This is a genomic window from Streptomyces sp. SAI-127, assembly GCF_029894425.1.
Lineage (GTDB): Bacteria > Actinomycetota > Actinomycetes > Streptomycetales > Streptomycetaceae > Streptomyces.
Map to the genome: position 1 here is coordinate 5,823,309 of NZ_JARXYJ010000001.1, position 13,028 is coordinate 5,836,336.

Genomic DNA, 13,028 nt, shown 5'->3' on the forward strand with positions numbered 1-13,028 from the left:
ACAGGAGCACAGGAGTTCATGTGCGTATCGCCGTGACAGGATCCATCGCCACGGACCATCTGATGGTCTTCCCCGGCCGGTTCACGCAGCAGCTCATCCCCGACCGGCTCGCCCGTGTCTCCCTGTCTTTCCTCGTCGACGACCTGGAGGTGCGCCGGGGCGGGGTCGCGGCCAACATCGCCTACGGCCTCGGCGGCCTCGGGCTCGACCCCCTGCTCGTCGGTGCCGTGGGCGACGACTTCGCCGAGTACGAGGTCTGGCTCAAGGCCCATGGCGTCGACACCGGCGCCGTCCAGGTCTCCGCCCGGCGCGCCACCGCACGCTTCATGTGCATCACCGACGAGGACGCCAACCAGATCGCGTCCTTCTACGCGGGCGCCATGCAGGAGGCACGCGACATCGACCTGCGCCGCGTGCTCGACGGACGGCCGCGCCCCGACCTGGTCCTCGTCGGCCCGAACGACCCGGAGGCCATGCTCCGCCACACCCGCCAGTGCCGGGACCTCGGCCTGCCCTTCGCCGCCGACCCCTCCCAGCAGCTCGCCCGCCTCGACGGCCCCCAGGTCCGCGACCTGGTGAGCGGCGCCCACTGGCTGTTCACCAACGAGTACGAGGCCGCCCTGCTCCTCGAACGCACCGGCTGGACCCGCGAAGAGGTTCTGGACCGCGTCGGCACCTGGGTCACCACCCTGGGTGGCGAGGGCGTACGCGTCGACCGTGCGGACCTGCCCCCGCTCACCGTCGCGGCCGTCCCCGACGCACCGGTCACCGACCCGACCGGCGTCGGCGACGCGTTCCGGGCCGGCTTCCTCGCCGCACTCGGCCACGGCCTGCCCCTGACCGCCGCCGCCCGTCTGGGCTGCACGGTCGCGGCGACCGCCCTGTCGACGGTCGGCTCACAGTCGTACCGCATCGACCGCGAGCACCTCCTGACCACGGCCGCACACGCCTACGGCACCGACGCGGCCCACGAACTCGCCCCCGCCCTGGACGGCACACCATGACGGACTCCCGCAGTGCGCGCCTTCGTGAGGCACTCGCCACCCGAGTCGTGGTCGCCGACGGAGCCATGGGCACCATGCTCCAGGCCCAGGACCCGAGCCTCGACGACTTCCAGCAGCTGGAGGGCTGCAACGAGATCCTCAACGTGACCCGCCCCGACATCGTGCGCTCGGTCCACGAGGCGTACTTCGCGGCGGGCGTGGACTGCGTCGAGACGAACACCTTCGGCGCCAACCACGCGGCGCTGGGGGAGTACGACATCCCCGAGCGGGTCCACGAACTGTCGGAGGCGGGTGCCCGCATCGCCCGCGAGACGGCGGACACCTTCGACGCCCGCGACGGCCGGCAGCGCTGGGTCCTGGGTTCCATGGGCCCCGGCACCAAGCTCCCGACCCTGGGCCACGCCCCCTACGCCGTGCTCCGCGACGCCTACCAGCGCAACGCGGAAGGCCTGATCGCAGGCGGCGCGGACGCCCTGCTGGTGGAGACGACCCAGGACCTGCTCCAGACCAAGTCGGCCGTCCTGGGCGCCCGTCGGGCCCTGGAGGCGACCGGCACCGACCTGCCGCTGATCTGCTCGGTCACGGTCGAGACCACCGGCACCATGCTGCTCGGCTCCGAGATCGGCGCCGCGCTGACGGCCCTCGAACCGCTCGGCATCGACATGATCGGCCTGAACTGCGCCACCGGCCCGGCCGAGATGAGCGAGCATCTGCGGTACCTCGCCCGGCACTCCCGCATCCCGCTGCTGTGCATGCCGAACGCGGGCCTCCCGGTCCTCGGCGGGAACGGCGCACACTACCCCTTGACCCCGGCCGAACTGGCCGACGCCCAGGAGGCGTTCGTCCGCGACTACGGCCTCTCCCTGATCGGCGGCTGCTGCGGCACGACCCCGGAGCACCTGCGCCAGGTCGTCGAACGCGTCCGTGAGCTCACGCCCTCCGAGCGCACCCCGCAGCCCGAGCCCGGCGCCGCCTCCCTCTATCAGACGGTGGCGTTCCGTCAGGACACCTCCTACCTGGCCATCGGCGAGCGCACGAACGCCAATGGGTCGAAGAAGTTCCGGGAGGCCATGCTGGAGGCCCGCTGGGACGACTGTGTGGAGATGGCCCGTGAGCAGATCCGCGAGGGCGCCCACATGCTGGACCTCTGCGTGGACTACGTGGGCCGCGACGGTGTGGCGGACATGGAGGAGCTGGCCGGCCGTTTCGCCACCGCCTCCACCCTGCCGATCGTCCTGGACTCCACCGAGGTCCCGGTCATCCGGGCGGGTCTGGAGAAGCTCGGCGGCCGCGCGGTCATCAACTCCGTCAACTACGAGGACGGCGACGGTCCGGAGTCCCGCTTCGCGAAGGTCACCAAGCTCGCTCAGGAGCACGGCGCCGCGCTGATCGCCCTCACGATCGACGAGGAGGGCCAGGCCCGCACCCCCGAGCACAAGGTCGCCATCGCCGAGCGGCTCATCGAGGACCTGACCGGCACCTGGGGCATCCACGAGTCGGACATCCTCATCGACACCCTGACCTTCACCATCTGCACCGGTCAGGAGGAGTCCCGCAAGGACGGTATCGCCACCATCGAGGCGATCCGCGAACTCAAGCGCCGCCACCCGGACGTCCAGACCACGCTGGGTCTGTCCAACATCTCCTTCGGTCTCAACCCGGCCGCCCGCGTCCTGCTCAACTCGGTCTTCCTCGACGAGTGCGTCAAGGCGGGCCTGGACTCGGCGATCGTCCACGCGTCGAAGATCCTGCCCATCGCCCGCTTCAGCGAGGAAGAGGTCCAGACGGCCCTCGACCTCATCCACGACCGCCGCGCCGAGGGCTACGACCCCCTCCAGAAGCTGATGGCCCTGTTCGAGGGCGCCACCACCAAGTCCCTGAAGGCGGGCCGCGCCGAGGAACTGGCCGCGCTGCCCCTGGACGAGCGCCTCAAGCGCCGCATCATCGACGGCGAGAAGAACGGCCTGGAGGCCGACCTCGACGAGGCCCTTGGCTCCCGTCCCGCTCTCGACATCGTCAACGACACCCTCCTGGACGGCATGAAGGTGGTCGGCGAGCTGTTCGGCTCCGGCCAGATGCAGCTGCCGTTCGTCCTCCAGTCCGCCGAGGTGATGAAGACGGCGGTGGCCTACCTGGAACCGCACATGGAGAAGGTCGAGGGCGACGAGGCCGGCAAGGGCACCATCGTGCTGGCCACCGTCCGCGGCGACGTCCACGACATCGGCAAGAACCTCGTCGACATCATCCTGTCCAACAACGGCTACAACGTGGTCAACCTCGGCATCAAGCAGCCGGTCTCCGCGATCCTGGAGGCCGCCGCCGAGCACCGTGCCGACGTCATCGGCATGTCCGGTCTGCTGGTCAAGTCCACGGTGATCATGAAGGAGAACCTGGAGGAGCTCAACCAGCGCGGCATGGCCGCCGACTTCCCGGTCATCCTGGGCGGAGCCGCGCTGACCCGGGCGTATGTCGAACAGGACCTGCACGAGATCTACCAGGGCGAGGTCCGCTACGCCCGCGACGCGTTCGAGGGCCTGCGCCTCATGGACGCCCTCATCGCCGTCAAGCGCGGTGTCCCGGGCGCGACCCTGCCCCCGCTCAAGCAACGCCGGGTCGCGCAAAGGGAGTTGGTTTTCGAGGAGCCCCGGGACGTCGGCCGTTCCGACGTGGCCACCGGTAACCCGGTCCCGACGCCGCCCTTCCGGGGCACCAGGGTTGTCAAGGGCATCCAGTTCAAGGAGTACGCCTCGTGGCTCGACGAGGCGGCCCTGTTCAAGGGCCAGTGGGGCCTGAGGGGCGACACCGTCGAGCGGGAGGGGCGACCCCGGCTGCGGATGTGGCTCGACCGGCTGCGCACCGAGAACCTGCTCGAAGCAGCCGTGGTCCACGGCTACTTCCCCTGCGTCTCCAAGGGCGACGACCTGATCATCCTGGACGAGCAGGGCAACGAACGCACCCGCTTCACCTTCCCCCGTCAGCGCCGCGGCCGCCGGCTCTGCCTGGCCGACTTCTTCCGCCCGGAGGAGTCCGGGGAGACCGACGTCGTCGGCCTTCAGGTCGTCACCGTCGGCTCCCGGATCGGCGAGGCGACCGCCGAGCTCTTCGCCGCCGACTCCTACCGCGACTACCTCGAACTGCACGGCCTGTCCGTCCAGTTGGCCGAGGCGCTGGCCGAGTACTGGCACGCCCGGGTGCGCGCCGAACTCGGCATCGCGGGCGACGACCCGGACTCCCTCGACGGCATGTTCCGTACCGAGTACCAGGGCTGCCGGTACTCGCTGGGCTATCCGGCCTGCCCCGACCTCGCAGACCGCGCGAAGATCGTGGACCTGCTCCAGCCCGAGCGGATCGGCGTCCACCTGAGCGAGGAATCCCAGCTCCACCCCGAGCAGTCCACCGACGCGATCGTCGTCCACCACCCCGAGGCGAGCTACTTCAACGCGGGAGGCCGCGCATGACGACCTTCTCCTTCGAGTTCTTCCCGCCGAAGACGCCCAGGGGCGAGCGGACACTGTGGCAGGCGATCCGCCGTATCGAACCGCTCGCGCCCGACTTCGTGTCCGTCACCTACGGCGCCGGCGGTTCGTCCCGTGACCGCACCATCGAGGTCACCAAGCGCCTGGTGACCGAGACGACCCTGCGCCCGGTCGCCCATCTCACCGCCGTCGGACACTCGGTGGCCGAACTGCGGCACATCATCGGCCAGTACGCCGACGCCGGGGTCCGTGACGTCCTGGTGTTGCGCGGGGACCCGCCGGGCGACCCCACGGGACCCTGGCGACCTCACCCCGACGGCTTCACGTACGCCTATGAGCTCGTCGAACTCGTGCGTTCTCTGGGCGAGTTCACCATCGGCGTGGCCGCCTTCCCGGAGCGGCATCCGCGCTCCCGCGACTGGGACGGCGACATCAGGCACTTCGTGGCCAAGTGCCGGGCCGGCGCGGACTACGCGATCACACAGATGTTCTTCGACGTGGAGGACTACCTGCGGCTGCGTGACCGGGTCGCCGCAGCGGGCTGTGACACCCCGGTCATCCCGGAGATCATGCCCGCCACCGACGTACGTCAGATCAGCCGCTTCGCCGAACTCAGCGGTGCGACCTTCCCGGAGGACCTGGCCCACCGCCTGGAGGCGGCCAGGCACGATCCGGCGGCCGGTCACCGGATCGGCGTCGAACACGCCACCGCCATGGCCGACCGGCTGCTCGCCGAGGGCGCGCCCGGCCTGCACTACATCACCCTCAACAAGTCCACCGCGACGCTCGAGATCCACCGGAACATCCAGAACTCAAGGAGTGCACATGCCCTCGCAGCCGGCCGCTGACCCCAAGGACTTCAAGGACTTCAAAGTCGCGGACCTGTCCCTGGCCGGGTTCGGCCGCAAGGAGATCACTCTCGCCGAGCACGAGATGCCCGGCCTGATGGCGATCCGCAAGGAGTACGCCGAGGCGCAGCCGCTCGCCGGCGCGCGCATCACCGGTTCGCTCCACATGACCGTGCAGACGGCCGTCCTCATCGAGACCCTGGTCGCGCTCGGCGCCCGGGTGCGCTGGGTGTCCTGCAACATCTTCTCCACGCAGGACCACGCGGCAGCAGCGATCGCCGCGGCCGGTATCCCGGTCTTCGCCTGGAAGGGCGAGACGCTGGAGGAGTACTGGTGGTGCACCGAGCAGGCTCTGACGTGGCCCGGTGACGCCGGTCCGAACATGATCCTCGACGACGGCGGTGACGCCACCCTCCTCGTCCACCAGGGCGTCGAGTACCGCAAGACGGGCAGCCTGCCCGCCGCCGAGAACGAGGAACTGGCCGTCGTCCGCGCCCTGTTGGAGCGCAGCACCCTCGACTGGACCGCCATCGCCTCGGAGATCCGCGGCGTGACCGAGGAGACCACGACCGGCGTCCACCGGCTGTACGAGATGCAGCGTGAGGGCAGTCTGCTGTTCCCGGCGATCAACGTGAACGACGCGGTCACCAAGTCGAAGTTCGACAACAAGTACGGCTGCCGTCACTCCCTGATCGACGGCATCAACCGCGCCACCGACGTTCTCATCGGCGGCAAGACCGCGGTCGTCCTGGGCTACGGCGACGTGGGCAAGGGCTGCGCGGAGTCCCTGCGCGGTCAGGGCGCCCGCGTGATCGTCACCGAGATCGACCCGATCTGCGCTCTGCAGGCGGCGATGGACGGCTACCAGGTCACGACGCTGGACGAGGTCGTCGACAAGGCCGACATCTTCGTCACCACGACGGGCAACAAGGACATCATCATGGCCTCGGACATGGCCAGGATGAAGCACCAGGCGATCGTCGGGAACATCGGTCACTTCGACAACGAGATCGACATGGCCGGTCTCGCCAAGATCCCGGGCATCGTCAAGGACGAGGTCAAGCCGCAGGTGCACACCTGGAAGTTCCCCGACGGCAAGGTGCTCATCGTGCTGTCGGAGGGCCGTCTGCTGAACCTGGGCAACGCGACCGGCCACCCGTCGTTCGTGATGTCCAACTCCTTCGCGGACCAGACCCTGGCCCAGATCGAGCTGTTCACCAAGCCCGACGAGTACCCGACCGACGTCTACGTGCTGCCCAAGCACCTCGACGAGAAGGTCGCCCGCCTCCACCTGGACGCGCTCGGTGTGAAGCTGACCGAGCTGCGCCCGGAGCAGGCGGCGTACATCGGCGTCGAGGTCGGCGGCCCGTACAAGCCGGACCACTACCGCTACTGAGCCGTGCCACTACCGACCTCTGCCGATAGCGGCCCCGGCTACAGCACCGTCAGCACCTCCTTGGCCACCCGCTCGCCCGACCGCACCGCACCGTCCATGAAGCCCATCCAGTGGATGGACGTCTCCGTACCGGCCCAGTGGATGCCGCCGACGGGGGCGCGCAGGGCGGGACCGTACTGGGTGAGCACTCCGGGCGCGCCGATGGAGACGGGGCCGCCGCGGGTGTAGGCCTCGTTGTTCCAGCGTTGCAGGACGAAGGAGGTGGGGGAGGCCGCTTTCGAGCCGAAGTACGTCACGTAGTCCTTGAGGACGGCCGCCTTGACCTCCGCCTCGCTCGCCGCGTCGTACTTACGGGCCTCGTCGGCCTCGATGAAGCCCATCAGGGCGCCGTAGGAGGCGTCGGGCGGGGAGTTGTCGAAGGTCGAGCTGATCACGCCGGTGTCGCTGACGACCTGGCCGTTGAGGCCGTCTGCCCGCCAGAAGGGGGTGTCGTAGATCGCGATCGCCTTGCCGACCGAGGCCATCGGGAGGCGCTGGGTGAGCTGGTCGCGGGCGGCGGGCAGCAGCGGGTCGTAGGTGATGCGGGCCGCGAGCGGCGGCGGTACGGCGACGACGACCCGCTTGGCCGTGACGGTGACCCCGTCGGCCGTGACGACGTACTTCGAGCCGGACCTGGCGATCGTGCGCACCGGGGCGTTCAGCACCACCCGGTCGCCCAGCGTGGCGGCGAGCTTGATCGGCACCAGCTGGGAGCCGCCGACGAAGCGCAGTTCCTGGGCGCCGCCCGCGGTCTCGGTGAGGCGTTCCAGGGTGCCGGGAGTGGACTCGTTGCCGGCGGCGGCGATGTAGAAGAGCACGAACAGGAGGGAGAGTTCACGGGGTTCGGCCGAGAAGATCGACGTGCAGGCCACGTCGAGGAGGAACTTGGCCGACGGGATGACGGCGTTGGCGCGCAGCCAGGTCTCGAAGGTCTGCCGGTCCCACTCCTCGGCCTTGGCGGCGGTCCAGGGCGCGTCGAGCGGGATCGTCTTGGCCATGTCGTCGAGGGAGGCCTGGACGATCGCCGCGTTGGCGAGACCGGCCGCGTCGATCGGCGGGACCGAGCCGAGGAGGCCGTCGGTGGCGTAGGCGGTCTTCTTGCCGTCCTTGTAGAGCAGGTTCTTGCCGGTGTTGTAGGTGGCGAAGGTCCCCACCCCGAGCGAGTCTGCAAGGGCCTTGATGCGGTCCTGGGTGGGGCCGATGAACTCGCCGCCGCCCTCGGTGACACCGCCGTTGGCCAGGGACAGGTTGAGGACCCGGCCGCCGACCCGGTCACGGGCCTCCAGGACGGCGACGGTCTTTCCGCCCGCGACCAGGTCACGGGCCGCGGTGAGCCCGGCGAGACCGCCGCCGACGATCGCGACGTCCACGTCACGGGTGGCGGCGGAGGCGGGGGAGGCGGCGGTGCCGGTGAGAGTGACGGCACCGGCCGCCGCGGCGGCACCGCCGAGCAGGGAGCGCCGGGAGAGCGGGGGGAGCTGTCTTTCGCGTGCCACGTGCGTCCTCCGTAGTGGAGAGAGTGTGGAGCTAGAACATGAGAAGTGTTCACATTCTGGCCCCGCGCGGGGGCACACGACAACGCTCCCGCCACATCTGGCACATGAGTAACGGGAGTCGTACTGAAGAGAGTTGAGGTTTTCTACGTCAGACGGGGAGCCGCGAGAGCCTGCCCGCGCCGTCCTTCGCCACGGCCTTCGCGATCTTCTCCGCGTCGATCGCGACCTCGCGGAAGGTGCCGCTGATGGGAGTGACGTAACCGGTGAAGAACAGTCCTGGGGCGTCGTCGGGGCAGCGGGAGCCGTTGACGACCGGTCTGCCGTGGGCGTCGAGGACGCCGAGGTGGCCGACCAGGCCCTCCAGCGAGCGGGCGTAACCGGTGGCCGCGATCACCGCGTCCGGGCCGACGCGGGTGCCGTCGGCGAGCAGCACCTCGCCGTCCTCGAAGCCCTCCACGGCGGCCACCACCTCGACCTTGCCCGTGCGGATCGCGTCGATGAGGCCGACGTCCTGGACCGGGATGGCGCCCTCCTTGACCCGGCTGTAGAGCCCGGTGTCGGGTCGGGGCAGTCCGTGCTCCGACAGGTCGGGCACGCTGAGCTTCGCCATGGGCCGGGCCAGCCGGTCCACGAGGCCGACCGGCAGCCGCCGTACGAGAACGCCCGTGTACTGGGCGGCCCAGCCGGCCGTGGAGCGGCGGACGATGTGCGGGGCGGTGCGCACCGACAGCCGTACCCGCGAGGCGCCGCCCTCGACCAGGTCCACGGCGATCTCGGCGCCCGTGTTGCCCACGCCGACGACGAGGACGTCACGGCCGGCGTAGGGCTCGGGGTTGCGGTACGCGCCGGCGTGCAGGAGCTCGCCCTTGTAGGTGTCGCGGCCCGGCCAGTCCGGCAGCAGCGGGGTGTGGTTGTAGCCGGTGGCGACGACCACCGCGGCGCCGGTCAGCTCGCGGCCGCCGGTGGCGTGCAGCAGCCAGCCGGTGCCGTCGGCGGTGCGCTCGACGCGGGAGACCTCGACGCCGGTGACGGTCTCCAGCTCGTGGAACTCGGCGTACTTCTCCAGGTAGCGCACCACGTCGTCGCGGGCGACCCAGCGGCCGAAGCGGCGGGGCATCGGGAGGCCCGGCAGGGCCGACAGGCGGCGGGTGGTGTGCAGGTGCAGCCGGTCGTAGTGGCGCCGCCAGGACGCACCGACGTGCTCGGACTTCTCCAGGACGACCGCGCGGATGCCCCGGGCGCGCAGCGCGTGCGCGACGGAGAGGCCGGCCGGACCGCCGCCGACGACGTAGACGGGGCGATCGGGCTGGTCGGGGCGGTCTGCGGGTGCGGAGTCGGCCATGAGCGCGAGCGTAATCAGGCAGCGCGTTGATGGGTCTCGGTCAAGACGGGAATTGGTTGCGGATCGATCACGGCTGTAGGAGGGGTGGGTGGGACCTGTGGCGTAGGTCACCTGGTTGTGCGTGTACGGAAAAGTCACGGGGAAAGGCCACGGCGCCGGGTCCGCGGGGTGCGGGCCTCGGCGCCGTGGCGGTCTCACCGCTGCCGCGGTCTTCCCGGGCTCCGTGATCTGACGTACCGTCAGATTCCATGGACACGATCTGGCTGACCGGCGCGCAATGGCTGGCCGTCCTGCGCATCGGCCTAGGGCTGTGGTGGCTGGAGAGCTGGCGGCACAAGGACAAGAGAACGTGGTTCGAGGGCGGCGGCATCACCTGGGCCGCGGACATCGCCGCCAAGCACCGCTGGACCCCGGTCCGCAGCGGCTTCGACGTGCTGGTCGCGCCCCGCCCCAGGACGATGGCGTACGTCGTCGCCTACGCCGAACTCGCCCTCGGCGCAGGCCTGATCCTCGGCTTCCTGACCCCGCTCGCGCTGGTCGGCGGCCTGCTCCTGAACGTCCTCTACTTCACGCTCATGATCCACGACTGGGCCGAGCAGGGGCAGAACTCGATGATGGCCCTCATCTCGCTCGTGGCCCTGTTCGCCATGTCCTGGCAGACGTGGTCGCTCGACGCCGCGCTGGGCTGGTTCTGATGGGCGCGAGGTACGACCTGCCCGAGGCGGACGCCTTCACGCGGACCTACTGGGACGCGGCGGCGCGGGGCGTCCTGCTGCTCAGACACTGCGGGACATGCGACCGGGTCCACCACTACCCCCGCGAGTTCTGCCCGCGCTGCTGGAGCGAGGACGTCTCCTGGTCCGCGGCCACCGGCCACGCCACGCTCCACACCTGGTCCGTCGTCCACCGCAACGACCTGCCGCCCTTCAAGGACCGCACCCCGTACGTCGCCGCGGTCGTCGACCTCGCCGAGGGCCCCCGGATGATGACGGAGATCGTCGACTGCGCACACGAGGAGCTGCGGGCCGGGCTGGAGCTGGAGGCGGTTTTTCCGGACGGGGCGCCGCGGTTCAGGCCGCGCGGGGGGTCTGTGGCGGTTGGGGGTGAGTGACGGGCGTCGGCCTTGCCGGGGATCTGTTGGTGGTGGCGGAGGCGGTCGGTTGTGCCTGTGAGGAGCTGCGGGCCGGGCTGGACCTGGAGGCGGTTTTTCCGGACGGGGTGGCGAAATTCAGGCCGCGCGGGACGTCCGGGGCGGTTTGAATGGGCGGATGACCGACGTCGACGATCAGCACCTCATCCGCCCCTTCACCCCGCTGCACGGCCACGGCCTGCGCCTGTGCGCCTGGGACGCCGACTCCGACGCCCAGGCCCAGGAGTGGCTGCGCGGCGCGCTGGACCCCGAGTTCGGGCGCTGGAACACCCCTCTCACCCTGATCCACGACCTCGACGGCGCCCGTGCCGGCATGCGACGCAGGGCCGAACAGGCGGCGCAGGGCACGAGCGTGTCGTACCGGATCACGGACGAGTCGAGCGGTACGACGCTCGGACACCTCGGTATCAACGTCATCGACCACGTCCTGCGCACCGCCCGCGTCGGCTACTGGGTGCTGCCGGAGGCCCGCGGCCACGGGGTGGCCACCCGCGCCCTCCGCCTCGGCGCCCAGTGGGCCCTCACCGACCTCGGCCTGCACCGGCTGGAACTGGGGCACGCCCTCGGCCACGGGGCCTCCTGCACCGTCGCCGAACGCTGCGGCTTCCGCTACGAGGGCACGCTGCGGGGCGCGATGTTCGAGGCGGGGCGGCACGACGCGTTCCGGGACGTCCACCTGCACGCCCGACTGGCGACGGACCCCGAACCGTCGTAATTCGGAGGCGTCCGGCGCGGTCGCGCAGGATCATGAGACATGCGTCCCACAGCCTGGTACTCCACCGAAGACCTCGACGAGTTCCTCACCCGCGCCCATGACTTCCTGCGCTCCCGCCCGGACCTGCACACCGTCGTCCTCACCGTGACCGAGGGGCTGCGCACCCGCGGGCTCCACGCGTACGGCGACGAGGCGCCCCTCTTCGGGCTGCTGGAGGAGGACGGGAGCGTGCGGGGGGCCTACTTCCGGACACCGCCGTACCGGCTGTATCTCACGCCCCTGACGCCCGCGGGGGCCGACTCCCTCGCCGCCCATCTGACGGCCCTGGGCGATGCCGTCCCCGGCGTCAGTGGCGAGGCCGCGACCGCGGAAGGTTTCGCCGAGGCCTGGCGGCGCCGGACCGGGGCCGAGGCCGTGCCGTATCAGCGCCAGCGGCTGTACCGGCTGGACACGCTGACCGAGCCGGAGCCGGTGCCGCAGGGGCGGCCGAGGGTCGCGGGGGAGGGCGACCGGGAGCTGCTGGTGCGCTGGTTCGGGGAGTTCGTCCGGGACATCGGAGAGAGCGAGAACGACTCCGTGCGGGCCGAGTCCTGGGCCGACGCCCGCCTCGCCTACGGCGGCGTCACCCTGTGGGAGGTCCCTGACGGCACCCCCGTCTCCATGGCCGGCCTCACGCCGCCGGTCGCCGGCCAGATCCGGGTGGCCCCCGTCTACACCCCGGCCGGTCTCCGCGGCCGCGGGTACGCCGGTGCCGCCACCGCCGAGGTCAGCCGGCTGGCACGGGAGCGGGGCGCCGACGAGGTGCTGCTCTTCACCGACCTGGCCAACCCGACCAGCAACGGCCTCTACCAGCGCATCGGTTACCGGCCGGTGGCGGATTTCGCGGTGTACGACTTTCAGGGCCAGAGCAGTTCATGAGTCCAACCCTGATCCGCGCGGCGGTAGTTGAGCCTGACGTGCCGCCTGCGCTCGTCTCCCTGGAAGAACTCCACCTCGTCCGGAAGGAGCCGGTACAGCGTCCAGGACGGGACCGGCACCTCCGGCTCCCGCTGCGCCCGCTCCCAGGCCTCCTCGGATACCCGCGCCAACTCCCCGAGCGAGCCCAGTACTTCGCTCTGCCGTCCGGTGAGCGCGGCGGCCAGCGCGCCGGTCGAGCGGGCGTGCAGGTCGGCCTGCCCCTCCTCGGAGGGCGCGGCGCTCACCGGCCCCTTCACCCGCACCTGCCGGCCGAGGACCGGCCAGTAGAAGCCGAGGGCGGCGTACGGCCGTACCGACAGGTGCCCTCCCTTGCGGCTGTGGGAGTGGCTCGCGAAGGCCCAGCCGTCCTCGTCCGCACCGTGCAGCATCACGGTGCGGACGTCCGGCCGGCCCTCCGCGTCCGCCGTCGCGAGAGACATGGTGTGCGGCTCGGTCTGCCCGGCGGCCACCGCCTCCGCGAACCAGGCGGTGAAGAGTTCCAGCGGGGTCGCGGGCGCGGTCGTGGGGTCGAAGGAGGGCAGCGAGGTGACCTCCGGGTCCCACACCCGCAGTGACCTGAGCAGTTCGTGAAGATCGGTTGCCAT

The 13,028-nt window shown here is 70.8% G+C and carries 11 protein-coding genes; 8 read left to right on the top strand and 3 right to left on the bottom strand.

Going from position 1 to position 13,028, the window contains the following annotated elements; translation table 11 throughout:
• Window positions 1–20 precede the first annotated feature (20 nt).
• From M2157_RS26770 to ahcY, 4 genes are read left to right on the top strand one after another with little or no spacing between them, the layout of a single operon-like run.
• The gene (locus tag M2157_RS26770; RefSeq protein ID WP_280858312.1) at window positions 21–1,004 is read left to right on the top strand and encodes a carbohydrate kinase family protein; all 984 of its coding nucleotides are present in this window, start codon (window positions 21–23) and stop codon (window positions 1,002–1,004) included.
• The gene (gene metH, locus M2157_RS26775; protein WP_280866391.1) at window positions 1,001–4,462 is read left to right on the top strand and encodes a methionine synthase; all 3,462 of its coding nucleotides are present in this window, start codon (window positions 1,001–1,003) and stop codon (window positions 4,460–4,462) included. Before M2157_RS26770 ends, metH begins: the two co-directional genes overlap by 4 nt.
• Window positions 4,459–5,328: a methylenetetrahydrofolate reductase [NAD(P)H] gene (gene metF, locus M2157_RS26780; RefSeq protein WP_280858310.1), complete on the top strand. Its 870-nt coding sequence runs from the start codon at window positions 4,459–4,461 to the stop codon at window positions 5,326–5,328. The genes metH and metF overlap by 4 nt, the downstream gene beginning before the upstream one ends.
• Window positions 5,306–6,724, top strand: a complete 1,419-nt coding sequence (ahcY, locus tag M2157_RS26785) for an adenosylhomocysteinase (protein WP_280866392.1) — start codon at window positions 5,306–5,308, stop codon at window positions 6,722–6,724. The genes metF and ahcY overlap by 23 nt, the downstream gene beginning before the upstream one ends.
• 38 nt (window positions 6,725–6,762) lie before the next feature.
• On the opposite strand, the gene M2157_RS26790 is transcribed toward ahcY, so the two are convergent.
• Together M2157_RS26790 and M2157_RS26795 are read right to left on the bottom strand one after the other, a co-directional pair.
• A complete protein-coding gene (locus tag M2157_RS26790; RefSeq protein WP_280866393.1) occupies window positions 6,763–8,259 on the bottom strand; it encodes an FAD-dependent oxidoreductase in 1,497 nt (498 codons plus the stop codon).
• 148 nt (window positions 8,260–8,407) lie between these two features.
• Entirely contained in the window at window positions 8,408–9,601 is a 1,194-nt protein-coding gene (locus M2157_RS26795; RefSeq protein ID WP_280866394.1) for an NAD(P)/FAD-dependent oxidoreductase, read from the bottom strand.
• A gap of 248 nt (window positions 9,602–9,849) precedes the next feature.
• Here M2157_RS26795 and M2157_RS26800 point away from each other — a divergent pair, with 248 nt between their 5' ends.
• From M2157_RS26800 to M2157_RS26815, 4 genes are all read left to right on the top strand, one after another.
• Complete coding sequence (locus M2157_RS26800; protein WP_059206620.1) at window positions 9,850–10,296, top strand: DoxX family membrane protein; 447 nt, start codon at window positions 9,850–9,852, stop codon at window positions 10,294–10,296.
• Window positions 10,296–10,712 carry an OB-fold domain-containing protein gene (locus M2157_RS26805; protein ID WP_280858305.1) on the top strand — a complete coding sequence of 139 codons (417 nt, stop codon included), beginning with the start codon at window positions 10,296–10,298 and terminating at the stop codon, window positions 10,710–10,712. The genes M2157_RS26800 and M2157_RS26805 overlap by 1 nt, the downstream gene beginning before the upstream one ends.
• A gap of 157 nt (window positions 10,713–10,869) precedes the next feature.
• Window positions 10,870–11,466 (top strand): GNAT family N-acetyltransferase, encoded by a 597-nt coding sequence (locus tag M2157_RS26810; protein WP_280866395.1) that lies wholly within the window; start codon window positions 10,870–10,872, stop codon window positions 11,464–11,466.
• Between the two features lie 39 nt (window positions 11,467–11,505).
• Window positions 11,506–12,384, top strand: coding sequence for a GNAT family N-acetyltransferase (locus M2157_RS26815; protein ID WP_280866396.1), 879 nt, complete (start codon window positions 11,506–11,508; stop codon window positions 12,382–12,384).
• On the opposite strand, the gene M2157_RS26820 is transcribed toward M2157_RS26815, so the two are convergent.
• A complete protein-coding gene (locus M2157_RS26820) occupies window positions 12,363–13,028 on the bottom strand; it encodes a pyridoxal 5'-phosphate synthase (protein ID WP_280866397.1) in 666 nt (221 codons plus the stop codon). The two genes, M2157_RS26815 and M2157_RS26820, sit on opposite strands and share 22 nt — an antisense overlap.